At 73.0% G+C, this 24550-nt stretch carries 15 protein-coding genes, 1 tRNA gene and 3 pseudogenes; 14 read left to right on the forward strand and 5 right to left on the reverse strand.

Annotated elements, in window-relative coordinates; translation table 11 throughout:
• The 12 genes and pseudogenes from I5Q34_RS21160 to I5Q34_RS21235 form a co-directional block, all read left to right on the forward strand.
• On the forward strand, positions 1-170 hold a 170-nt coding region (locus tag I5Q34_RS21160), incomplete at its 5' end, for a bifunctional ornithine acetyltransferase/N-acetylglutamate synthase (RefSeq protein WP_199893885.1).
• Between the two features lie 8 nt (positions 171-178).
• On the forward strand, positions 179-1084 hold the full coding sequence (gene argB / locus I5Q34_RS21165) for an acetylglutamate kinase (protein ID WP_234429182.1): 906 nt from the start codon (positions 179-181) through the stop codon (positions 1082-1084).
• A 41-nt stretch (positions 1085-1125) separates the two neighbouring features.
• Positions 1126-2253: an acetylornithine transaminase gene (locus I5Q34_RS21170; protein ID WP_199894298.1), complete on the forward strand. Its 1128-nt coding sequence runs from the start codon at positions 1126-1128 to the stop codon at positions 2251-2253.
• 302 nt (positions 2254-2555) lie between these two features.
• Positions 2556-3911 carry a lysine N(6)-hydroxylase/L-ornithine N(5)-oxygenase family protein gene (locus I5Q34_RS21175; RefSeq protein WP_199893887.1) on the forward strand — a complete coding sequence of 452 codons (1356 nt, stop codon included), beginning with the start codon at positions 2556-2558 and terminating at the stop codon, positions 3909-3911.
• A 33-nt stretch (positions 3912-3944) separates the two neighbouring features.
• Positions 3945-4184, forward strand: a complete 240-nt coding sequence (locus I5Q34_RS21180; RefSeq protein ID WP_199893888.1) for a phosphopantetheine-binding protein — start codon at positions 3945-3947, stop codon at positions 4182-4184.
• A gap of 33 nt (positions 4185-4217) precedes the next feature.
• Positions 4218-5204, forward strand: coding sequence for an ABC transporter substrate-binding protein (locus I5Q34_RS21185; protein WP_199893889.1), 987 nt, complete (start codon positions 4218-4220; stop codon positions 5202-5204).
• Positions 5205-5337: 133 nt separating this feature from the next.
• Positions 5338-14544 (forward strand): annotated as a pseudogene (locus I5Q34_RS34910) (amino acid adenylation domain-containing protein); the annotation flags it as partial.
• A 50-nt stretch (positions 14545-14594) separates the two neighbouring features.
• Positions 14595-14765 (forward strand): annotated as a pseudogene (locus I5Q34_RS21215) (bifunctional ornithine acetyltransferase/N-acetylglutamate synthase); the annotation flags it as partial.
• Positions 14762-15670 (forward strand): acetylglutamate kinase, encoded by a 909-nt coding sequence (argB, locus tag I5Q34_RS21220; RefSeq protein ID WP_199894299.1) that lies wholly within the window; start codon positions 14762-14764, stop codon positions 15668-15670. The pseudogene I5Q34_RS21215 and the gene argB (I5Q34_RS21220), both read left to right, overlap by 4 nt.
• Positions 15671-15681: 11 nt before the next feature.
• Positions 15682-16854: pseudogene (locus I5Q34_RS21225) on the forward strand (acetylornithine transaminase); the annotation flags it as partial.
• Between the two features lie 57 nt (positions 16855-16911).
• Positions 16912-17454: an arginine repressor gene (locus I5Q34_RS21230; RefSeq protein WP_199894301.1), complete on the forward strand. Its 543-nt coding sequence runs from the start codon at positions 16912-16914 to the stop codon at positions 17452-17454.
• Between the two features lie 99 nt (positions 17455-17553).
• Positions 17554-18519, forward strand: a complete 966-nt coding sequence (locus tag I5Q34_RS21235) for a DUF998 domain-containing protein (RefSeq protein ID WP_199893890.1) — start codon at positions 17554-17556, stop codon at positions 18517-18519.
• 44 nt (positions 18520-18563) lie between these two features.
• Here the strand turns inward: I5Q34_RS21235 and I5Q34_RS21240 are convergent, their stop codons facing one another.
• Both I5Q34_RS21240 and I5Q34_RS21245 read right to left on the reverse strand, forming a co-directional pair.
• Entirely contained in the window at positions 18564-18767 is a 204-nt protein-coding gene (locus I5Q34_RS21240) for a DUF397 domain-containing protein (RefSeq protein WP_199893891.1), read from the reverse strand.
• On the reverse strand, positions 18764-19585 hold the full coding sequence (locus tag I5Q34_RS21245) for a helix-turn-helix transcriptional regulator (protein ID WP_199893892.1): 822 nt from the start codon (positions 19583-19585) through the stop codon (positions 18764-18766). The genes I5Q34_RS21240 and I5Q34_RS21245 overlap by 4 nt, the downstream gene beginning before the upstream one ends.
• Before the next feature lie 143 nt (positions 19586-19728).
• Here I5Q34_RS21245 and I5Q34_RS21250 point away from each other — a divergent pair, with 143 nt between their 5' ends.
• Positions 19729-20043 (forward strand): hypothetical protein, encoded by a 315-nt coding sequence (locus I5Q34_RS21250; RefSeq protein WP_199893893.1) that lies wholly within the window; start codon positions 19729-19731, stop codon positions 20041-20043.
• A gap of 1001 nt (positions 20044-21044) precedes the next feature.
• Here I5Q34_RS21250 and I5Q34_RS21255 read toward each other — a convergent pair.
• The 3 genes from I5Q34_RS21255 to I5Q34_RS21265 form a co-directional block, all read right to left on the reverse strand.
• Positions 21045-21118: transfer RNA gene (locus I5Q34_RS21255), tRNA-Pro, on the reverse strand.
• A gap of 84 nt (positions 21119-21202) precedes the next feature.
• The gene (locus I5Q34_RS21260) at positions 21203-22552 is read right to left on the reverse strand and encodes a HEAT repeat domain-containing protein (RefSeq protein WP_199893894.1); all 1350 of its coding nucleotides are present in this window, start codon (positions 22550-22552) and stop codon (positions 21203-21205) included.
• Between the two features lie 85 nt (positions 22553-22637).
• A complete protein-coding gene (locus I5Q34_RS21265) occupies positions 22638-23201 on the reverse strand; it encodes a Uma2 family endonuclease (RefSeq protein ID WP_199893895.1) in 564 nt (187 codons plus the stop codon).
• Between the two features lie 154 nt (positions 23202-23355).
• On the opposite strand from I5Q34_RS21265, the gene I5Q34_RS21270 reads away from it, so the two are divergent.
• The gene (locus I5Q34_RS21270) at positions 23356-24549 is read left to right on the forward strand and encodes an argininosuccinate synthase (protein WP_199893896.1); all 1194 of its coding nucleotides are present in this window, start codon (positions 23356-23358) and stop codon (positions 24547-24549) included.
• Position 24550: the final 1 nt, after the last annotated feature.

Raw genomic sequence — 24550 nt, forward strand, 5'->3', positions numbered from 1 at the left:
TCTGGGTCTGCCGCAACGGCTCCGTCGGCGACGACCGCGACCTCGTCGACATGCGGAACCGCGAGGTGCGGATCACCGCCGACCTGGCCGAGGGCGACGCGTCCGCCGTCATCTGGGCCAACGACCTCACCGCCGACTACGTCCACGAGAACAGCGCCTACTCCTCATGAATCCGGTCATGAATCCCACACACATACCCAAGGCCCGCACCGTCATCGAGGCACTGCCCTGGCTGCGGCGCTTCCACGGGAAAACCGTCGTGATCAAGTTCGGCGGCAACGCGATGATCGACGACGAGCTCAAGGCCGCCTTCGCCGAGGACATGGTGTCCCTGCGCTACGCGGGGCTGCGCCCGGTCGTCGTCCACGGCGGCGGCCCGCAGATCAGCGCGGAGCTCGACCGGCACGGCATCGCCTCCGAGTTCAAGGCCGGGCTCCGCGTCACCACGCCCGAGGCGATGCAGGTGGTCCGCATGGTGCTCGCGGGGCAGGTGCAGCGTGAGCTCGTCGGACTGATCAACCGGCACGGGCCGTTCGCCGTCGGCATGACCGGTGAGGACGCGCACACCATGACGGCCGTGCGGCGCATGGCCGAGGTGGACGGCGAGCCGGTGGACATCGGGCTGGTGGGGGACATCGTCTCCGTCGACACCTCCACCGTCGAGGCCCTGCTCGACTGCGGCCGCATCCCCGTCGTCTCGCCCGTGGCGCGCGGCGCCGACGGCGAGATCTACAACATCAACGCCGACCTCGCCGCCGCCGCCCTCGCCGGGGCGCTGGGCGCGGAGAAGCTCGTCGTACTCACCGACGTCGAGGGCCTCTACGCGGACTGGCCCCGGAGCGACGACGTCATCCGCCGCCTGACCGTCAGCGAACTGGAGGCGATGCTGCCGGGGCTGGCGAGCGGCATGGTGCCCAAGATGGAGGGCTGCCTGCGGGCGGTCCGGGGCGGGGTGGGCACGGCCCACGTCCTGGACGGCCGGGTTCCGCACTCGCTGCTGCTGGAGGTCTTCACGGACGAGACCGTGGGGACGGCGGTCGTGCCCGACCCGGTGCTCCCGTCCCCCGAGGAGGTGCTCGCGTGAGCGCGAACGCACAGGAGCTGACCGCGCGTTGGCGCGGCGCCATGATGGACACCTACGGCACGCCGCCGCTGGCGCTGGTGAGCGGGTCCGGGGCGACGGTCCGGGACGCGGACGGCCGCGAGTACACCGACTTCGTCGCCGGTATCGCCGTCAACTCCCTCGGGCACGCCCACCCGGCGGTGGTGCGGGCGGTCGGCGAGCAGATCGCCCGGCTCGGCCACGTCTCCAACCTCTACGTGGCCGAGCCGCCCGTGGCGCTTGCCGAGCGGCTGCTGGGGCTGGCGGGCCGGGAGGGCAGGGTGTTCCTGTCCAACTCCGGCGCCGAGGCCGTGGAGGCGGCCTTCAAGATCGCCCGGCGGACCGGGCGTCCGCACGTCGTCGCGGCACAGGGCGGCTTCCACGGACGCACCATGGGCGCCCTGGCCCTCACCGGACAGCCCGCGAAACAGGAGCCCTTCCTGCCGCTGCCCGGGGACGTGACGCACGTGCCGTACGGGGACGCCGAGGCGCTGCGCGCCGCGGTGACCGAGCGGACGGCGGCCGTGGTGCTGGAGCCGGTCCAGGGCGAGAACGGCGTGGTGCCGGCCCCGGCCGGCTACCTCCGCGCCGCCCGGGAGATCACCGCGGCCACCGGGACGCTTCTCGTGCTGGACGAGATCCAGACCGGCATCGGGCGCACCGGGCACTGGTTCGCCCACCAGGCCGAGGGCGTGGAGCCGGACGTGATGACGCTGGCGAAGGGACTGGGCGGCGGCCTGCCGATCGGGGCCACGGTCGCCTTCGGGGCGGCCGCGCGGCTGCTGACCCCCGGTCAGCACGGCTCCACCTTCGGCGGCAACCCCGTCGCCTGCGCCGCCGCCCTCGCCGTCCTCGACACCATCGAGAAGGACGACCTGCTGTCCCACGTCCGGCGCGTGGGGGAGCGGCTCCGGGCGGGCGCCGCGGCGTGCGGGCACCCGTTGCTGCGCGAGGTGCGCGGTGCCGGGCTGCTGCTCGGGCTCGTCCTCGGCCGGCCGGTGGCGCGGGAGGTGCAGCAGGCCGCGCTGGAGGCCGGCTTCCTGGTGAACGCGGCGGCCCCGGACGTGGTCCGGCTGGCGCCCCCGCTCGTCGTCACCGAGGAGCAAGTGGACGCTTTTGTCCGGGTATTGCCGGACGTTCTGGGCGTCTGAGCGGGCCGGGTCGCAGGGCCGGGTGGAGCGCGGGAACGCGTGCCGCCCGGCCCTCGCGTCGTCCTCGAAGGGTGTCGGCAGGTCGTCGAGGGGGTGTCGGCAGGCCGTCAGAAGTGTCCGGTGGGACGGAAACCGACTCCCCGGACTTGCCACTGACCTGGCGAGATAGTTAGGTTAGGCATACCTAAGCATTGTGGTCCTGGGTCGCCTCCCGGCCCGGGGCCCGGGCCTACAGGTTCCCATGGCCCGCCCGGAAGGCGGAAGGGCCGGCGGGGACCGAGCGGCACAACGAGAGGACGAGCATGTCGGCACGGCGCGGGGAGACCGCGAACACGGCGGGTGGACCCATCGAGGATCTGGTCGGCATAGGCTTCGGCCCCGCCAACCTCGCCCTCGCCATCGCGGTCGAGGACCACAACCGCCGCAACCCCGGCAGCGCGATCCAGGCGGGCTTCCTGGAGCGGCAGGAGTCCTTCGGCTGGCACCGCGGCATGCTCCTCGAGGGCGCCACCATGCAGGTGTCGTTCCTCAAGGACCTGGTCACCATGCGGGACCCCGGCAGCCGCTTCTCCTTCCTGCACTACCTGCAGGACCGCGGCCGGCTCGCCGACTTCATCAACCAGAAGTCCTTCTTCCCCACCCGCGTCGAGTTCCACGACTACTTCGAGTGGTGCGCGGCCGAGTTCGCCTCCGCCGTCGACTACGGCCGCACCGCCGTCACGGTGCGCGCGGACGCGGGCGACGGCCCGGTGGAGAGCGTCGAGGTCGTCTCCCGCTCCGTCGCCGACCCGGCCGACGAGACCGTGCGCCGCACCCGCAACCTCTCCCTGGGCACCGGCCTCACCCCCGCCGTCCCGGACGGCGTCCGCCTCGGCGACCGCGTCTGGCACAACCGCGACCTGCTCTTCCGCGCCGGCGAGCTCACCGTCCGGCCGCACCGCCGGTTCGTCGTCGTGGGTGCCGGCCAGTCCGCCGCCGAGACCGCCGAGTACCTGCACCGCACCTTCCCCGACGCCGAGGTCTGCGCCGTCTTCTCCCGCTACGGCTACAGCCCCGCCGACGACAGCCCCTTCGCCAACCGCATCTTCGACCCCGCCGCGGTGGACCACTACTTCGACGCCCCCGAGGACGTCAAGCAGGGGCTGCTGGGCTACCACGCCAACACCAACTACTCGGTCGTGGACGGCGAGCTGATCGAGCAGCTCTACCGCACCACCTACCAGGAGAAGGTCCAGGGCCGCGAGCGGCTGCGCATCCTCAACACCACCCGCCTCACCGGTGTCGAGGAGATCCCGGGCGGTGCCCGCGCCGTCGTCCGCTCCCTGACCGACGGGGAGACCTTCACCCTCGACTGCGACGCGGTCGTCCTCGCCACCGGCTACCGCCCGGCCGACCCCCGCGAGCTCCTCGGCGACCTCGCCTCCGAGTGCCTCACCGACGAGCAGGGCCGGCTGCGCGTGGACCGCGACCACCGGGTGATGACCACCGACCGCGTCCGCGTCGGCATCTACGTCCAGGGCAGCACCGAGCACACCCACGGGATCACCTCGTCGCTGCTGTCGACCCTGGCCGTACGATCCGGGGAGATCTGCGACTCGCTGCTGCTGCGCCGCACCGAACGGGACGTCCTGGCCGACGGCATGGCCGCGACGGTCTGACCGGTCCGCACCTTTTCCCGAAGGAACGTTTCGATGCCCTCCACCACGCCCTCCACCACACTCGACGACCTGCGCGCCGACATCGCCGACGTCCTCGGCGAGGACCCCGCCGACCTTCCCGACGACGAGGACCTGCGCGACCTCGGACTCGACTCGATCCGTCTGATGACCCTCGTGGAGCGCTGGCGCGCCCGTGGGCTCACCGCCGACTTCACCGAACTGGCCGAGGCCGAGCCCACCCTGACGGGCTGGCACGCGCTGCTGACCGCCTGACCCGTCCCCTCACCGCACCACCCAAGGAGAACCATGAACACCCGTGCCGTCGCCCGGCGTTCCCGCCGCGCCGTCGCGGCCGCCCTCGCCGCCGCCGCCCTGCTGACCGCTGCCGCGTGCGGCAACGAGAAGTCCGACGACGCCAAGCCCGCGGCCGGTGACGCCAAGGACAAGCGGGTGATCGAGGCGACCAACGGCAAGATCACCGTCCCGGCGGACGCCAAGCGCATCGTCAGCCTCTCCTACGCCACCGGCGCCCTGCTGGACCTCGGCGTCGAGCCGGTCGGCACCAGCGCCCTCGACGCGAACAACCCGATGGAGCTGCTGCCCTCGCAGGTCGAGAAGGGCAAGAAGATCACCTCGATAGGCTCCGGCATCGAGACCAACATCGAGAAGGTCGCCTCCCTCAAGCCCGACCTCATCATCGTCGAGGGCGCCAGCGCCTTCGACTGGAACATCAAGCGGCTCCAGGGCATCGCCCCCACCCTCTACTTCGGCATCAAGACCCCGGGCGACCTCTACGCCGCCCAGGAGAAGATCGCCAAGGCCGTCGGCAAGGAGGACGCCTTCGACAAGCTGAAGGCGGACTACAAGAACAAGGCCGACAAGATCAAGGCCACCTACGGGGACAAGCTCAAGTCCAAGAAGTGGGCGCTGGCCACCTCCTACGGCAACGGCGAGTTCATGGTCGACACCCGCACCTCGTGGGTCGGCCGCATCCTGGCCGACGTCGGCGTCTCCTTCGCCAAGGCCGCCGACGACGGCAAGGAGCACGAGGTGACGTACTCCCAGGAGAAGATCAACGTCCTCTCCGACGCCGACGTCATCCTCGTCCCGAAGAACTTCGCCACCGGCGAGGTCTCCAAGGAGGTCAAGGACCTCCAGGACAAGCCCTCCTGGAAGCTGCTGAAGGCCGCCAAGGACGACCACGTGCTGCCCGTCACCTACGCCACCAGCGACCGCTACGGCACCTCCCTCGACGTCCTCGACCAGATCGAGAAGATCGCCAAGGGCCTCTAGGCCCCCTCGGTCGCCCCGGCCCGTCGGAACCCCCGCCGGGCGGGCCGGGGTCGCACCACCCCTGATGCTTCCTCGCCGCCGCGCGCACCGCCGCGGCGGTTTCTCCCGCACCACGAACGACCCGGAAGGCGCCATGCCAGAGGTGACCAGCGACGCAGGACGGACCCTGGAGCTCACGCGAGCCCAGGAGGGTGTGCTGTCGGCGCAGCGGATCGACCCCGAGAACCCCGGCTACAACGTCGGCCAGTACGTGGAGCTCAGGGGCGAACTCGACGTCGCCGCCCTGGAGGAGGCCCTCCGCCGCACCCTCGCCGAGGCCGGTGGCCTGCACGTCCGCCTCGCCGAGGAGGACGGCCGCACCGTTCAGGTCCCCGTCCCCTTCGACGCCGCCGCCTGGCACCTGCCCCGCCTCGACACCACCGGCGCCGCCTCCCCGGTCGACGCCGCCGTCGAGCTCGTCCGCGCCCAGCTCAACTGCCCGCCCCGGCTGGACGCCGCCGACGGCGAGGCGCCCGCGCTCACCGGCTCGCTGCTGGTGACCGTCGCCCCCGGCCACCACCTGTGGTTCCAGTACTTCCACCACCTCGTCGTCGACGGCTACAGCGTCGCCCTGTTCACCCGCCGCGTCGCCGCCGTCTACACCGCCCTGGTGCGCGGCGAGGACGTCCCCGACAGCCCGTTCGAGCCGCTGGCGACCCTCGTCGGGGCCGACCGCGCCTACCTCGCCTCCGACAAGCCCGCCGCCGACCGCGCCTACTGGGCCGGACGGCACGCCGGCCGGCCGCGCGTCGCCGGCCTCACCGAGCAGACCGCGCAGGCCTCCTGGACCTTCCTGCGGCACCGCACCAGCCTCTCCGCCGAGCGCTCCGCCGCCGTCCTGGCCCTCGCCGAGTCCGTCCGCTGCACCTGGGCCGAGGCCGCCACCGCCGCCGTCGCCGGCTACCTGCACCGGATGACCGGCACCACCGACGCCGTCCTCGGCATGCACTTCATGGCCCGCAGCGCCCGCGGCACCCTGCGCGTGCCCGGCATGGCCGTCAACGTGCTGCCCGTCCGCCTCGCCGTCCAGGGCACCGACACCTTCCCCGAACTGATCCGGCGCGCCGCCGGCGAACTCAAGGACGCCCGCCGCCACCAGCACTACCGCGGCGAGGACATCCGCCGCGACCTGGGCCTCGTCGGCAGCGACGAGCGGCTGTACGGGCCGATGCTCAACCTCAAGCCCTTCGACCTCGACCTGGACTTCGCGGGCATACCCGGACACACCGTCAACCTCGCCTCCGGGCCCGTCGAGGACCTCTCGGTCTCCGTCAGCAAGAGCCCCGACGGCATCCTCCACCTGGAGTTCGACGCCAACCCCGCGCTCTACGACGCCGCAGCCCTCGCCGGCCACGCCGAGCGCTGCGCCGGCCTGCTGGCCCGCCTCGCCGCCGACCCCGCCCTCACCCTCGATACGGCCCAGCTCCTCGCCGACGCCGAGCGCGAGACGGTCCTCGGCACCTGGAACGCCACCGACCGCGCCGTGCCCGCCTCCACCCTCGTCGAGCGCATCGCCGCACGCGCCGCCGCCACACCCGACGCCACCGCCGTCGTCTTCGAGGGCACCACCCTCACCTACCGCGAACTCGACGCCCGCGCCGAGGCGTTGGCCCGCACCCTCACCGCCGCCGGGGCCGGCCGCGACGCGATCGTCGCCGTCGCCGTGCCGCGCTCCGCCGAGCTGATGGTCGCGCTGCTCGGCGTCCTGAAGTCCGGCGCCGCCTACCTGCCGCTGGACACCGACTACCCGGCCGACCGGCTCGCCGCCATGGCCGAGGACGCCGCCCCCGTGCGCGTCGTCACCGTCGCCTCCGTCGCCGACCGGCTCCCGGCCGCCGCCCGCGAGGTCGCGCTGCTGCTGGAGAACGTGGAGGACGCTGAGGACGTGGCCGGGGCGGACGCCGAACCCACCGCCCCCCGGCCCGACGACGCCGCCTACGTCATCTACACCTCCGGCTCCACCGGCCGCCCCAAGGGCGTCGTCGTCACCCACCGCGCCATCGTCAACCGCCTGGCCTGGATGCAGCACGCCTACCGGCTGCGCCAGGACGACCGGGTGCTGCAGAAGACCCCCGCCAGCTTCGACGTCTCCGTCTGGGAGTTCTTCTGGGCCCTGTGCGAGGGTGCCACCGTCGTCCTCGCCCGCCCCGAGGGCCACAAGGACCCCGCCTACCTCGCCCGGCTCATCGCCGCGCAGAAGATCACCACCGTCCACTTCGTGCCGTCCATGCTCCGCGCCTTCCTGGAGGAGCCCGCCACCGCCGGCTCCTGCGCCGGACTGCGCCGGGCCTTCTGCTCCGGCGAGGCCCTGCCCGGCGACGTCGTCGAGCGCTGGCACGAGGCGCTGCCCGGCGTCCCGCTGCACAACCTCTACGGCCCCACCGAGGCCGCCGTCGACGTCACGTACCACCGCACCGGCCCCGGCGCCGGCGTCGTCCCCATCGGCCGCCCGGTGTGGAACACCCGGCTGTACGTCCTGGACGCGGCCCTGCGCCCGGTCCCGGTCGGCGTCCCCGGCGAGCTCTACCTCGCCGGCGTCCAGCTCGCCCGCGGCTACCTGCGCCGCCCCGGCCTGACCGCCGGCCGCTTCGTCGCCGACCCGTTCGGCGGCGCCGGCGAGCGCCTCTACCGCACCGGCGACCTCGTCCGCTGGGGCGCCGACGGCTCCGTCGAATACCTCGGCCGCACCGACGACCAGGTCAAGGTGCGCGGCTTCCGCATCGAACTCGGCGAGATCGAGGCCGCGTTGGAGGCCCTGCCCGGCGTCGCGCAGGCCGCCGTCACCGCCCGCGAGATCACCCCCGGCGGCGCCCGCCGCCTCATCGGCTACACCGTGCCCGCCGCCGGCGCCGCCCTCGACCCCGAGGAGCTGCGCACCGGACTGGCCGCCACGCTGCCCGAGCACATGGTGCCGCCGGCCCTGGTCGTCCTCGACGCCCTCCCGCTCAGCCTCAACGGCAAGCTGGACCGCAAGGCCCTGCCCGACCCCGAGCCCGCCGCCGCCACCGCCTCGCGCGCCCCGCGCACCGAGGCCGAGCGCGTGCTCGCCGGCGTCGTCGCCGAGATCCTCGGCCTGGACACCGTCGGCGCCGACGACAACTTCTTCTCCCTCGGCGGCGACAGCATCTCCGCCATCCAGCTCGGCAGCCGCGCCCGCCAGGCGGGCTGGGGCATCACGCCCCGCGTGGTCTTCGAGCGCAAGACGATCGCGGCCGTGGCCGCGGTCGCCGAACGCCTGGACGCCTCCGGCGCGGTGGAGGACGCCCGCGACGATGCCGACGGGCCTCTCCCCGCGATGCCCATCACCGAGTGGCTGCGCGAACGCGGCGGGCCGATACGGCGCTTCGCGCAGACCACGGTCCTCACCGTGCCGGCGGACCTGGACCCCGGGCGCCTGACCGCGGCCCTCGACACCCTGACGGGGCGTCACGACGCGCTGCGCCTGCGGCTGATACCCGGCGAGGGCGACGGTCCGTCGTCCGCTGCCGACCGCGCTTCCGCGCCGTCGTCCGGCGGCTACGGCGCGACAAGGGGCGGCGCCGGGTCCGACTCCTGGACCACCGAGATACGCCCCGCCGCCACCGTCCCCGGCCACACCCTCCACCGCGCCGACCTCACCGGCCTCACCGGCGACGCCCTCGACGCCGCCGTACAGCGCGAACGCGACGCCGCCGCCGACCGGCTCGACCCCGCCGCCGGCACCGTCCTCGCCGCCACCTGGTGCGACCTCGGCCCCGGCACCCCCGGCCGGCTCGCCCTCGCCGTGCACCACCTCGCCGTCGACGGCGTCTCCTGGCGCATCCTCCTGCCCGACCTGCGCGCCGCCTACGAGGGCCACGACCTCGCCCCCGCGAGCACCCCGCTGCGCCGCTGGGCCCGCGGCCTGCACGACGCCGCCGCGAGCGACGCCGTCCGCGCCCAACTCCCGCTCTGGCGCGAGATCCTGGCCCCCGGCACCGGCCCGCTGCTGGGCGAGCGGCCCGTCGACCCGGCCCGCGACACCGCCGCCACCGGCCGCACCCTGCGCCTGACCCTGCCCGCCGACCGCACCGCCCCGCTGCTCACCGACGTGCCCGCGCTGCGCCGCGCCGGCGTCGACCACGTCCTGCTCACCGGCCTCGCCCTGGCCGTCGCCGCCCGCCGCCGCGACCGGCAGGGCAGCGGCGCCCGCGCCGACCTGCTGCTGCGCCTGGAGGGCCACGGCCGCCAGGACCACCTCGTGCCCGGCGCCGACACCGCCCGCACCGTCGGCTGGCTCACCAGCGAATTCCCCGTCCGCCTCGACCTGGACGGCATCGACCTCGACGACGCCGCGTCCGGCGGCCACGCCGCGGGCCGCGCGCTCGGCCTCGTCAAGGAAGCACTGCGCGCCCTGCCCGACGACGGCACCGGCTACGGCCTGCTCCGCCACCTCGACGCGCAGGCCCGCGCCGAACTGGCCGCCGCGCCCGCGCCCGAGCTGCTCTTCAACTACCTCGGCCGGTTCAGCCCCGACGAGGGCGAGTGGACCACCACCGGCGACGCCTTCGCCGCCGCCACCGACCCCGGGCAGCCCGCCCTCCACGCCCTGGAGATCGGCGCCTTCGTCCACGAGCGGCCCGCCGGGCCGGAGTTGACCTGTGTGCTCACCTGGCCGGAGGGCGTCCTCACCGAGGAGGCCGTCCGCGACCTCGCCGACCGCTGGTTCACCGCCCTGGACGCGCTCGCCGCCCACGCCGCCGGCGCCGGCACCGCACGCCTGACCCCGTCCGACGTCCCGCTCGCCGGACTCGGCCGCGACGCGCTGGACCGCGTCCTGGACGCCCGCCCCGGCACCGAGGACGTCCTGCCGCTCTCCCCGCTCCAGGACGGACTGCTCTTCCACTCCCTCTACGAGACCGGCGCCGACGACCTCTACACCTCGCTGACCGGCCTGGACCTGACCGGGCCGCTCGACGAGGAGGCGCTGCGCCGCGCCGTCGACGCCGTCGTGCACCGCCACCCGGCCCTGCGCGCCGGATTCGACCACACCAGCACCGACCGGCCCGTCCAGACGATCGCCGCCCGGGCCTGTGTCCCGTGGACCCTGCACGACCTCACCGGCACCCCGCAGGCCTCCCTCGACGAGGCCGTGGACGCCATCGAGACCGCCGAGGCCACCCGGCCGTTCGACCTCGCCCGGCCGCCGCTGCTGCGCTGCGCCCTGCTGCGCATCGCCGACGAACGCCACCGTCTGGTGCTGACCCGCCACCACATCGTCATGGACGGCTGGTCCACCCCGGTCATGCTGCGCGAGATCCTCGCCGCCTACGCGGCCGGCGGCGACGCCTCCGCCCTGCCGCCCGCCGCCTCCTACGCCGACCACCTCGCGTGGCTCGGCCGCCAGGACGCCGACGACCGCGCCGCCGCCTGGCGCACCGCGCTCGACGGCCTGACCGCGCCGACCCTGCTCGCCGACGCCCTCCCCGGCGACGGGGCCGACGGGACGCGGGCCGGCGAGGTGGACCTCCCGCTGCCCGCGGCCACCGCCGACGGCCTGACCGCGCTGGCCCGCAGCCACGGCCTGACCCTCAACACCCTCGTCCAGGGCGCCTGGGCGATCCTGCTCGCCCGCCTGACCGGCCGCACCGACGTCGTCTTCGGCGCCACCGTCTCCGGCCGCCCGGCCGACATCCCCGGCGTCGAGTCCATCGTCGGCCTCTTCAGCAACACCATCCCCGTCCGCTTCACCGTGGACGAGGACGAGACCGTCGCCGACGCCCTGGCCCGCCTCCAGGACCACCAGTCGCGCCTCCTGGACCACCAGTACGCCTCGCTCGCCGACATCCAGGCCCGGGCCGGGCTCGGCACGCTCTTCGACACCCTGCTGGTCTTCGAGAACTACCCCATGGACGCCGACGAGCTGACGGCCGGCGGCCTGCGCGTCACCGGCATCGGCAACCGCGGCGCCACCCACTACCCGCTCACCGTCCTGACCCTGCCCGGCGACGCCCCGCAGATCACCGTCGAGTACCGGCCCGACTCCTTCAGCGGCGAACAGGCCGCCGAACTGGGCGGCCGGCTGCTGCGCCTGCTCACCGCCATGGCCGAGCGGCCGCAGGCCACCGTCGCCTCCCTCGACGTCCTCGCCCCGGCCGAGCGCGACACCCTGCTGCACGTCTGGAACGCCACCGACCGCCCGGTCCCGGACGGCACCGTCGTCGACGCCTTCGAGCGGCAGGCGGCCGCCACCCCCGACGCCACCGCCGTCGTCTGCGGCGCCGAGCGCCTGACGTACGCCGAACTGGACGCCCGCGCCGACGCGATGGCCGCCCGCCTCGCCGGACTCGGCGCCGGCCCCGGCGCGATCGTCGCCCTCGCCCTGCCCCGCTCCGCCGACCTGGTCGCCGCCGTGCTCGGCACCCTCAAGTCCGGCGCCGCCTACCTGCCGGTGGACCTCGACCACCCGGACGGGCGCGTCGCCCTCATGCTGGAGGACGCCGCACCGCTCGTGGTGCTGACGACCCGTCAGGTCGCCCAGGACCGGCCCGCACTGGGTGCCGACCCCCTGTTCCTGGAGGACGTGCCGCAGGCCGCCGCCCGCCCGGCGGGCATCCGCCGCCCGGCTCCCGACGACCTCGCCTACGTCATCCACACCTCCGGCTCCACCGGCCGCCCCAAGGGCGTCCAGGTGCCGCACCGCGGCCTGGTCAACATGCTCGACCACCACCGCACCACCGTCTTCGCCCGCGCCGTCGAGGCCGCCGGCGGCCGCCGCCTGCGCGCCGCCCACACCGCCTCGTTCTCCTTCGACTCCTCCTGGGAACAGCTCCTGTGGCTCATCTGCGGCCACGAACTCCACGTCTACACCGAGGAGTTCCGCCGCGACCCGCAGGCGCTCGCCGCCCGGCTGCGCGCCGACCGCATCGACACCCTCGACGTCACCCCGTCCTTCGGCCGTCAGCTCGTGGAGTGGGGGCTGCTGGACGGCGACGGTCACCGGCCCGTCCTCTTCCTCCTCGGCGGCGAGGCCGTGGACGAGGCCCTGTGGACCCGCATCCGCGAGACCGACGGCGTCATCGGCCACAACTTCTACGGCCCCACCGAGTACACCGTCGACACCCTCGGCGCCGCCCTCGACGACAGCACCACCCCGTTCGTCGGCCGCCCCATCGCCAACACCCGCGTGTACGTGCTCGATTCGCGGCTGCGCCCGGTCCCGGCCGGCGTCGCCGGCGAGCTCTGCATCGCCGGCCCCGGCCTCGCCCGCGGCTACGGCAACCGCCCCGGCCTGACCGCCTCCCGCTTCGTCGCCGACCCTTACGGTGATGCCGGCACCCGCATGTACCGCACCGGCGACGTCGTCCGGTGGCGCGCCGACGGCACCCTCGACTACCTCGGCCGCGACGACGACCAGGTCAAGATCCGCGGCTTCCGTGTCGAGACCGGCGAGATCGAGGCCGCGCTGGCCGACCTGCCCTCCGTCGCCCAGGCCGCCGTCCTCGTCCGCGCCGCCGCGGCCGGCGTCAAGCGCATCGTCGCCTACGCCGCCCCCGCGCCCGGCGCAGCCCTCGACGCCGCCGCGCTGCGCACGGCCCTGGCCGCGCGGCTGCCCGAGTACATGGTCCCGTCCGCGATCGTCGTCCTGGACGCGCTGCCGCTGAGCGTCAACGGCAAGCTCGACCGCCAGGCCCTGCCCGAGCCGGACGCCGCCCACTTCACCGCCACCGGCGGCGGCCGCGCCCCGCGCGACGAGCGCGAGGCCCTGGTGTGCGGCGTGTTCGCCGACGTCCTCGGCCTGCCCGAGGTCGGCGCCGACGACGACTTCTTCGCCCTCGGCGGCCACTCGCTGCTCGCCACCCGCCTCGTCGGCCGCGTCCGCGCCGCCCTCGGCCACCCGGTCACCGTCCGCGACCTCTTCGAGGCCCGCACCCCGGCCGCCGTCGCCCGCCGCCTCGACGCCACCGGCGCCGACCGGCCCGGGCCCACGGCCCGCCCGCGCCCGGAGGAGGTGCCGCTGTCGCCCGCCCAGGCCCGGCTGTGGTTCCTCCACCAGCTCGGCGGCCCCGGCACCGCCTACACCATCCCCTGCTCCCTGCGCATCGACGGCGAGCTCGACACCGCCGCGCTGCGCGCCGCGTTCACCGACGTCGTCGCCCGCCACGAGGCGCTGCGCACCGTCTTCCCCGACCGCGACGGCCGCCCGCACCAGAAGGTGCTCGACCCCGCCGAGGCCCACGTCCCCTTCGAGGAACGGCACGTCACGCCCGAGCAGCTGGACGGAGCCGTCGCCGAGGCCGGCGCCCGCGCCTTCGACCTGTCCTCGGCGCCCCCGGTCCATGCCACGCTGATCGGCTGTGGCACCGACGTCCACGTCCTGGTGGTGGCCCTGCACCACATCGTCGGCGACGAGTGGTCCGAGGGCGTGCTGCTGCGCGACCTCGACACCGCCTACGCCGCCCGCCGCCGGGGCGAGAAGACCGACTGGGCGGCTCTGCCCGTGCAGTTCGCCGACCACACCCTGTGGCAGCGCGAGCTGCTCGGCTCCGGCTCGGCCGACGGCGAACGCCTCACCGCCTACTGGACCGAGCGCCTCGCCGGCCTGCCCGACGAGCTCGCCCTGCCCACCGACCGCCCCCGCCCGGCCGAGCCGAGCGGACGCGGCAGCGCCGTCCGCCTGACCCTGCCCGACACCCTCCACCGGGCCCTGCGCGACTACGCGCACCGCACCGGCGTCACCCCCTTCATGGTCACCCAGGCCGCCGGCGCCCTGCTGCTCGGTTCCCTGGCCGGGGCGCGGGACGTCGCCCTCGGCACCCCGGTCGCCGGACGGGCCGACGAGGCCGTGGAGAACGTCGTCGGCTTCTTCGTCAACACCCTCGTGATGCGGCACGATCTGAGCGCCCCCGAGGGGGCCGCCGCGCCCACCTTCGACCAGCTCGTCGAGCGGGCCCGCGAGACCGTGCTCGGCGCCCTCGCCCACCAGGACCTGCCCTTCGACCGCCTGGTGGAGATCGTCAGCCCCGAGCGCTCGCTCGGCCGCCACCCGCTGTTCCAGGTCATGGTCCAGCACCGCAAGGAGGCCGCCGGACTGGACGCCCTGCTGGGCGCCCGCACCGAGCTGCTGCCCGACCCGCTGCACGCCGCCCGCTTCGACCTGGCCTTCACCTTCGTCGAGTCCGCCGACGGCGACCGCACCGACCTGACCGTCATCCACTCCGCTGACCTCTACGACCGCGCCACCGCCGAGCTGTTCGCCGACCGGCTGCTGCACGTCCTGTCGCAGGCGCTCGCCGCCCCCGGCCGCACCGTCGACCGGATCGGGACCATGAGCCCGGGCGAGAGCCGGGCCCTGGCGGAGGAGTGGAACGCCACGGAGCACCCGGTGGCCGAGTCTGGGTCTGCCGCAACGGCTCCGTCGGCGACGACCGCGACCTCGTCGACATGCGCTACCGCGAGGTGCGGATCACCGCCGACCTGGCCGAGGGCGACGCGTCCGCCGTCATCTGGGCCAACGACCTCACCGCCGACTACGTCCACGAGAACAGCGCCTACTCCTCATGAGCACCCCCGCCCGCAAGCACACCGCCCTCCCCAAGGCCCGCATCCTCGTCGAGGCGCTGCCCTGGCTCACCCGGCACCACGGGAAGACCGTCGTCATCAAGTTCGGCGGCAACGCGATGGTGGACGACGAGCTGAAGGCCGCCTTCGCCCAGGACGTCGTCTTCCTCCGGCACGCCGGACTGCGCCCGGTCGTCGTCCACGGCGGCGGCCCGCAGATCAGCGCCCAGCTCGACCGGCTCGGTATCGCCTCCGAGTTCAAGGCCGGGCTCCGCGTCACCACGCCCGAGGCCATGGACGTCGTCCGCATGGTCCTCGCGGGGCAGGTGCAGCGCGAACTGGTCGGGCTGCTCAACCGGCACGGCCCCCTCGCCGTCGGCATGACCGGCGAGGACGCCCACACCATGACCGCCAGCAAGCGCTACGCCCATGTCGACGGCGAGCGGGTGGACATCGGCCGCGTCGGCGAGGTCACCGCGACCGACACCGGCGCGATCGAAGCCCTGCTGGCGGACGGGCGCATCCCCGTCGTCTCCTCCGTCGCCCGCAGCGCCGAGGACGGCCACGTCTACAACGTCAACGCCGACACCGCCGCCGCCGCCCTCGCCGCCGCACTCGGCGCGGAGACGCTGATGGTCCTCACCGACGTCGAGGGGCTCTACGCGGACTGGCCCGAGAGCGACGAGGTCATCAGCCGCCTCACCGCGAGCGAGTTGGAGGCCCTGCTGCCCGACCTGGCCAGCGGCATGGTCCCCAAGATGGAGGGCTGCCTGCACGCCGTCCGCAACGGCGTCGGCACGGCGCGCGTGATAGACGGCCGCGTCCAGCACTCGATCCTGCTGGAGATCTTCACGGACGAAGGAATAGGGACGATGGTCGTCCCGGACGCGGAGGGGGATTCCCGGTGAACAACGCCGAACTGACCAAGCGCTGGCAGGGCGCCCTGATGGACAACTACGGCACCCCGCGCATCCCCCTCGTGCGCGGCGAGGGCAGCACCGTCTGGGACGCCGACGGCACGCCGTACCTCGACTTCGTCGGCGGCATCGCCGTCAACGCGCTCGGCCACGCCCACCCGGCCGTGGTCCGCGCCGTCTCCGACCAGATCGCCACCCTCGGCCACGTCTCGAACCTGTACGTCGCCGAGCCGCCGGTGGCGCTCGCCGAGCGCCTGCTCGCCCTGGCCGGCGGCCGCCCCGGCCGCGTCTACTTCGGCAACTCCGGCGCCGAGGCGATCGAGGCCGCGTACAAGATCGGACGGCGGACCGGCCGTCCGCACATGGTCGCCGCGCAGGGTGGCTTCCACGGCCGCACGATGGGCGCGTTGGCGTTGACCGGGCAGCCCGCGAAACAAGATCCCTTCCTCCCCCTCCCCGGCGACGTCACCCACGTCCCGTACGGCGACGCCGACGCACTGCGCGCAGCCGTCACGACGGACACGGCGCTCGTGGTCCTGGAGCCGATCCAGGGCGAGAACGGCGTCGTCGTCCCGCCCGACGGCTACCTCGCCGCCGCCCGCGAGATCACCCGCGCGACTGGAACGCTCCTCGTCCTGGACGAGATCCAGACAGGTATCGGGCGCACCGGCCACTGGTTCGAGTACCTTGCGCAACGGGTCGAACCCGACATCGTCACCCTCGCCAAGGGCCTCGGCGGCGGCCTCCCCATCGGCGCCACCCTCGCCTTCGGCGACGCCGCCGGCCTGCTGACCCCCGGTCAGCACGGCTCCACCTTCGGCGGCAACCCCGTCGCCTGCGCCGCCGCCCTCGCCGTCCTCGACACCCTCGCCGCCGACGGCGTCCTCGACCACGTCCGGCGGACGGGCGCACTCCTGCGTGACGGGATCGCTGCGCTCCGCCACCCCCTGGTCGACCGCATCCGTGGCGCGGGCCTGCTGCTGGGTATTGTCCTTTCCGAGCCCCTCGCACCGGACGTGCAGCGGGCAGCGCAGGAAGCCGGCCTCCTGGTGAACGCGGTCGCACCCGACGTGGTGCGGCTGGCTCCACCGCTGATCATCACGGAAGATGAGGTGGACGCGTTCCTCCGGGCGCTGCCCGGCGTCCTCGACGCCGCCACCGCAGTCACGGAGTGAGGGGTGCGTGGGACGAAGACGTCCCAGCAGAACAACGATCCGGAGACTGACGAGACGATGACCGAGGCGCAGGAGACCGAGCCCGTTCACAGCGGACAGGCCGTGCCGCAGACCCGCACCGCGCGCCACCGCCGGATCGTGGACATCCTCGGCCGGCAGGCCGTCCGCTCACAGAGCCAGCTGGCCCGGCTGCTGGCGGACGACGGCCTGACCGTCACCCAGGCCACCCTCTCCCGCGACCTCGACGAACTCGGCGCGGTCAAGATCCGCAACACGGGCGGCGAGTTGATCTACGCCGTCCCGTCCGAGGGCGGCGACCGCACGCCGCGCGCGCCGCTCGGCGAGTCCGCGACGGAGGCGCGCATGGCGCGGCTCGCGGGCGAGTTGCTGATCTCGGCCGAGGCGTCGGCCAACCTGGTCGTGCTGCGTACGCCGCCGGGCGCCGCGCAGTTCTTCGCCTCGGCGATCGACCAGGCCGGGGTGCACGAGATCATCGGCACGATCGCCGGCGACGACACCGTGCTGCTCATCAGCCGCGACCCGATGGGCGGCCAGGCGCTGGCGGACCATCTGCTGCGGCTCGCGCAGAAGGAACGCTGAGCCGCCCGGATTCCGGCCCCCCGGAATTCAGACCATAGTTGCGGCATCGTCGACCATCGGCGCTGTCCGCCGGCCGGGCGGCGACGGGACCCTTGGGACATGGCGGTCTCCTCCCCGAAGCCCCGGACCCACCTGGCCCCGGCCGCAGGACTCTTCGTCCTCGCCCCGCTGATCGGCGAGTGCCTGCTGGGCAATCTGACCGTGCCCGAGATGGCGTTGCTCCTGCCGCTGCTCGCCCCGATGTACGGGGCGGGAGCGCTCCTGGTGAGGGAGGCGGCGCGGCGGGCAGGGCGCGGGCACACGTCGATGCTGGTGCTGGGGATCGCGTACGGCCTGGTCGAGGAGGGCCTGGCCGACCAGATGCTCTTCAACCGTCACTATGCCGGTCACGACCTCATGGGCGATACGTACATTCCGGCGCTCGGCATGGGCGGTTGGCTGACCGTCGCCGTGGTGACGATGCACGCGGTGTGGAGCACGAATGTGGGCATCGTCCTCGTCGAGTCCCTCGTGGCCGGTGAACGGGCGGGCGAGCCGTGGCTGGGGAAGGTGGGGCTGGCCGTGACGGCTGTGGTGTTCGCGGGCGGATCGGCCCTGGTGGGGTACGGGAACTACGTCGACGAACGCTTCGTCGCCTCTCCTTGGCAGTTGGGTGGTACGGCTTTTGTGGTCGTGGTGTTGGTGGTCTGCGCCTTGCGCGTCGATGCCACCGCTTTGTTGCGGCTTCGTACGGCCGAAGTGCCCGCGCCGTGGGCGGTGGGCGCTGCGGCGCTGATCGCGGGCGGTCTTTTTCTCGGTACGGAGTCGTTTCCCGGCTGGTGGGCGGCGGGGGCGGTGGTTGGGCTGGTCGCCCTGGCCGCGGTGGCGGGCCATTGGTACGTGTGGGGCCCGCGGCATCGACTGGCCCTGGCGGGCGGGGCGTTGCTGGCGTATGCGGGGGCCGGGTTCTTCACGGAGCCGGAGTCGGCGGCCAAGGGGGTGGCGGACTATGTGGCGAATGGGGTGCTGGGGGTGGGGGCGGTGGGTTTGCTGGTGGTGGCGGGGCGGAGGGTTGGGTGGGGGTAGGGGGGTTTTGCCCCGGTCCCGCCCTTTCGCCGTTTCTTCCGGGGCTAGCCCCGGACCCAGGCGAGGGTGCCGCCGCGCAGGGCGGAAAGGAAGGTGGTCCAAGGGACGGTTCCAGAGACGATCGCCGGGCCTACGCCTGTGCCGGGCCGTTTGCTGTCACGTATCCGTATGGGGCCGGGTAGGTTGTCGGCGACCTCCACACAGTCATGCGGGGTGTTTCCGCTGTACGAGCTCTTACGCCAAGTCATGAGTATCTGTCCTCAAGCACCCTTTGGACGAAGGACAAGGATGCATCTGCACTCAAGGCGTCAACGTGAAGCTGGTCGTAGAGGCTGACCAGCAGCTCGACCTTCTTGGGGTCAGTGATGAAATGCCCGTTGTCGGTGTCTTGCTCGTGAGCCAGGATGCTTCCATCCGTGAGTGTCCACAGAATGACCATGCTGGTGTCCAGTACGAACAAGCGGTTTTCCTTGAACGGCAGTACCTGAAAAGTAATACGGGGGCGCTCGCATGCCTTCAGCAGGTGCAGGAGCTGGTCGCGCATGGCGTCGGGCGGGCAGACGGCCCGATATAGGGCTGACTCGTCCACGATGCACCGCAACCACGGGTGGTTGGGGCCCTCAAGGACATCCTGAATCGTCATACGAGCTTCGATCTTCTCGTTGAGATCCCCGCTGAAGAACGGGGTCCCCGAACTCAGGATCCCCGCAGCGTACTCCCGGGTCTGGAGAAATCCCGGGATGACGAACGTGTACGTCTGGATCTTCTTCGCTCGCGACTCGATGTCGGCCAAGTCCTCCGGCCACTTCTGATGCCAAGGGCGCTTGAGGAACGGGTGCATCTCCACCAGGAGGCCGCCAGCGCCCAACGCCTTGTCCAACAACTCCGTGATGTCCCTGGGCGGTACGTCCTCCGCCCGCTCGAACTGGGCGATCCGGCTTCCAGAGAGGTTCACCTCCTCGCCCAGCCGGGCCTGGGTCCAGCCACGCGCGATGCGCAAGTCGCGGATCTTGCGTGCGAACCACTCGTTGAGATTGGTCGGTTCAATCCGCTTTGGTGCGGGCACGTTCGTTCGCCCCTCCGTTGAAGCCGGGCATCCCTGAAACCAGCCCGGCTCTTCTACAGCAGTTACTCCTGGTCACGCTACCGCCGCGCACAGATGCTTGGAAGGCGATCCGGAACGATCGATCCCACCGAGAGGAACAGCGCATGACCATGCCCTCGCCACCCCAGCGCACCCCCGCCGTAGGGGAGTTGGTCCACGACGCCCGCCGCGACCGCATCGGCGAGGTCACCGCCAACGGCAACGGCAGGCTGCACCTCCGCGCGCTCGCCGGGGACGAGACATGGGAGGCGCTGCCCTGCGACGTACAGCCCACGACCCCCGCCCCGTGGCCCTTCCGCTGCGAGCGCTGCCAGGAGATCCGCCGGGAGCGGTCCGTCGCGCTCCAGGGCGGCGACCTGCGACTGGCGGTGGCGCTCACCGAGAAGATGGGCGTTCACCTGCGCCAGGTGCACACCTGACGGTCAGCTGCTCCGGCACTTCGTCCGGGGCGGACAGCAACACCCGGACTGGTGACGGGAGATCGCGTCCGCCGAGTGGTGCAGCCGTCGGGGTGCGGTAGCGGGCGATTTGGTCATGCGTGGGCGGCGGACGGCCGGTTCATCACGACCAAAACGCCCGCAATTCAAAGGTCAACGACCACACAGGCACCTCGACGCCCTGGGGGCACGGCTTGCCGACGTGCGGCAGATCACGGACCCGCACCCGGCTCCCGGATGACCACAACCCGGCACCCGGCCCCCGATACCGTCTCCAGAGCGCCCCGCTCGGCCCACGTGCCCCACGGGCATCCGCCGGGGGCCACCCGCGCGCGGCCACGCGGGGCAACCCGGCCGCCCCCTTCGCCGCAGCCCGCCGCTTTGGGCCCGGAGGGCCCGAGACGAAACGGCCGGCCGGCCATGCACCATGCCGCCCCACGGGGCCGGGCCGCCAGAGTTGCGCGATGGCCGCCCCATGAACAGGGGCTATGCGGAGATCGCTGCTGCACCGCTCGGCGGGACGCCATCGACGGGAATTCAGGAGAAGGCGACCGTGAGGAGAAGGCGACCGCGAGGGGAAGTGCTACCGAGCCGTTATCGGATCGCGCGGCCGGAGCGGGATCCGATAACGGCTCGGCAGCATCGGGGAGACCGTGCGCTCCCAGCGGAAACACCGTGGAGTGGACGTCTTCGGGCCGGCAGCACGCTGTCCGGGCGGAGCGGACGAAGGACGAAGGGCGGGGAGCAGGGCGCGAGGAGCGGGGAACGGGTCGTCACCGAGACGTCGTCGGGCCGGTACTTCTCCGGGCCGGTGGGCTGAGCCGAGTGGGCGTTGCCAGGGCGGGGGGCGAGGCGGACTCTCGGAGTCGGAGTCGGAGTCGAGAGAAACTCGGAGTCGAGAGAAACTCGGAGTCGAGAGAAACTCGGAGTCGAGAGAAACACTGAAGGGCCCCTGCCCTACGGCAGAGGCCCTTCATGAACCGTCGGGACGGCGGGATTTGAACCCACGACCCCTTGACCCCCAGTCAAGTGCGCTACCAAGCTGCGCCACGTCCCGGTTTGCCCGCTCCCTCCGGTTTTCTTCCCGGTGGGGCGTGCAGAAAGAAAATATCCTGTTCCGGGCCGTGATCCAAATCCGGGGTCAGCGGGAGGCTCCGAAGAGCCGGCGGAACAGCCCCACGGGCTGAGTGCCCGGCTCGCCGCGCTCGGCATCCGGCGGGGTCTCGTGGGCGGGGCCGTGGGCGGCGAGGGCGGTCAGGGCCCGGACGCGGAGCTTCGGGTCGGGGTCGTCGACGAGGCGGCGGAGGCAGCGAAGCCTGGCCGCGGGGCGGTGGGCGGTCAGCAGGCGGAAGGCGGAGACGCGGACGTGCCGGGGGCGGTCGTCCGCCAGCCGCTCGTACAGCCACTCCTCGGGGAGCCGGGCGGCGACGGGTTCGAGCGCGGTGGTGGCCTCGCGGACGACGGAGGCCGACGGGTCGTCCAGCAGGGGCGTGAATCGTTCCTGCTCGCTCGTGCCCAGCGCGCGCAGCGCCGCGACGGCGTTGGCGCGCACGGCCGGGCGCGGATGGTCCAGCAGCGGCCACAGCAGCGCGGTGTCCGCCCGCGTCCCGCATTCGCCCAGGCCGGTGGGGGCGCCGGGGAGGACGTCGGGGCCGGTGCAGGCTGCCCGGTGCAGGGGCAGTGGGTCGATGCCGTGCTGCCGCAGCACCCAGCGGGCGCAGGCCCGGACCAGGCCGGAGCGGTCGGTGAGGAAACGGGCCGCCTCGTCCGTGTCCCCGGTCCGCTTGAGCGCCGTCACCCCGGCGGCGCGGACACGCGGGTGCCGGGTGGCCAGCAGCGGCCGTAGGACCTCGCCGTCCTGGGCGCGGGCGAGCGCGGCGTCCGCGCAGAGGTCCTGCACCACGGCATCCCGGTCGGTCGCGGCGATGCGGACGAGACGGGCGGGGGAGAGGTGGTCCTGCTCGATGGCGGCCCGGTGGCCGAACCGGCGCGCGTCCCGGTCCGGGCTCGCCAGCAGCGCGTCGATCAGCCCGGGGGAGCGGACGTGCTCCGCGAGCAGGTCACGGGCATGCGCGCCGTGCTTGCGCCCCGCCGCGCGCAGGGCGACGGCCGTGCCCAGCGCCACGGTCTCCGGCGCGGCCGCCGGCAGCGCGCGGTCCAGCAGCGTCCGCGCCCGCTCCCGCACCGGCCCGGCCCAGTCCGCGCAGCGCAGGATGACCAGCGACAGGAGGGCGGCGGCCCCGGGGTGCCGGAGCGCGGCCTCGCGGACGTGCCCGCTGGCGTGGCAGAGGGCGATCGCGAACGCCGCGTCGCCCGGCGCCGGTTCCCCGGCGTGCAGCCAGGCCGTGGGCAGCTCCTCCCGCATCAGGTGCAGCCGCACGCCGGAGTCGAGGGCGGCCCACTCGCGCGGATCGGCGGCGTCGAGCGGCACGGGTGCCCCTGCCCGGGCGGCTTGGAGGGTGGTGCGGGCCAGCTCGCGCTCGCGGCTCATGGGGGAGTACCCCGGTTTCGGTTGGTTCGATCGTTCGGGTGGTGATCCTAGAGCTGGGGCGGGTGGGGAATCGAACGGGTTCCGCTCAGCGCCTGCGCTCGAAGGTGTCTGTCGGGATCTCGACCGTGTTGCCGTCGGCCAGCTGGAGGCGGATGGTATCGCCGTACTTGGACAACTCGCGGGTGGCATACGTGCCGTCCATGGGGCGGGTCAACAGATCGCACTCGCCTCGGAAAGGGTCGATGATCAGGTACATGGGCACGCCGAAGCGGGCGTACTGCTCCGTCTTGATCACGTAGTCGTTCTTGTCGTGCTTCGAGGAGACGACCTCGATGGCGGCGAGCAGGTCCTCGTGAGAGTAGGGCTCCTGTGCCCCTGCTTCGACGATGGCCACATCAGGGCAGCGTTCGGTTTCGCCCGGAAAGTTGACGATGACGTCCGAGTACGCGCGCTTCCTGCCGAGAGTGGCCCTCGCCGCCTCGATCACGTCGGCGATCGTCTCGCTCTGAACGCTGCTCTGTGGCGTCATGACGATCCGGTCCCCCACTGCCTCGATCTTGAAGCCCTCTATCACCGACGACGCACGCTCGATGGCGTTGTGCAGGGACTCCATCCGCGCGTTGTGCAGGGACTCCATTCGCGTAGCCATGATCTGCCTCCCCTACTCGGGCCTCTCGATGCTCGCATCGTAGAACGCCCCGCCGACATCCACTCCCGACCGATTCACCCTCCCGGGTCATTGACGAAACATACGACGGACTGCATAGTTATACCCATCACCGCATGCACGTAAGGAGAACCCCGTGACCGAGCGCGTCGTACTCGCCTACTCGGGCGGCCTGGACACCTCCGTCGCCATCGGCTGGATCGCCGAGGAGACGGGCGCCGAGGTCATCGCCGTTGCCGTGGACGTCGGCCAGGGCGGCGAGGACCTGGACGTCATCCGCAAGCGCGCGCTCGCCTGCGGTGCGGTGGAGGCGGAGGTCGCCGACGCCAAGGACGAGTTCGCCGAGGAGTACTGCCTCCCGGCGATCAAGGCCAACGCCCTGTACATGGACCGGTACCCGCTGGTCTCGGCCCTCTCGCGGCCCACGATCGTCAAGCACCTCGTCGCCGCCGCGCACAAGCACGGCGCGACCACCGTCGCCCACGGCTGCACCGGCAAGGGCAACGACCAGGTGCGGTTCGAGGCCGGGATCGCCTCGCTCGCGCCGGAGCTCAAGTGCATCGCCCCCGTCCGGGACTACGCGATGACGCGCGACAAGGCCATCGCCTTCTGCGAGGCCAAGGGCCTGCCGATCGCGACCACCAAGAAGTCGCCGTACTCCATCGACCAGAACGTCTTCGGCCGGGCCGTCGAGACCGGCTTCCTGGAGGACATCTGGAACGCCCCGGTCGAGGACGTCTACGACTACACCGCCAACCCGGCCACCCCCCGCGACCCCGACGAGGTGATCGTCACCTTCGAGAAGGGCGTCCCGGTGGCGATCGACGGCCAGGCCGTCACCGTCCTCCAGGCGATCCAGCAGCTCAACGAGCGGGCCGGCGCCCAGGGCATCGGCCGGATCGACATGGTCGAGGACCGGCTGGTGGGCATCAAGTCCCGCGAGATCTACGAGGCGCCCGGCGCCATCGCGCTGATCACCGCCCACCAGGAGCTGGAGAACGTCACCGTCGAGCGCGAACTGGCCCGCTACAAGCGGCAGGTCGAGCAGCGGTGGAGCGAGCTGGTCTACGACGGCCAGTGGTTCTCCCCGCTCAAGCGGGCGCTGGACGGCTTCATCGCCGAGGCCAACGAGCACGTCAACGGCGACATCCGGATGACCCTGCACGGCGGCCGGGCCGTCGTCACCGGCCGGAAGTCCGCCACGTCGCTCTACGACTTCAACCTCGCCACCTACGACACGGGTGACTCGTTCGACCAGTCGGCGGCGAAGGGCTTCATCGACATCTTCAGCCTGTCATCGAAGATCGCCGCCAAGCGGGACCTGGCCTGAC

Source organism: Streptomyces sp. AV19 (genome assembly GCF_015999245.1).
Taxonomy (GTDB): Bacteria; Actinomycetota; Actinomycetes; order Streptomycetales; family Streptomycetaceae; genus Streptomyces.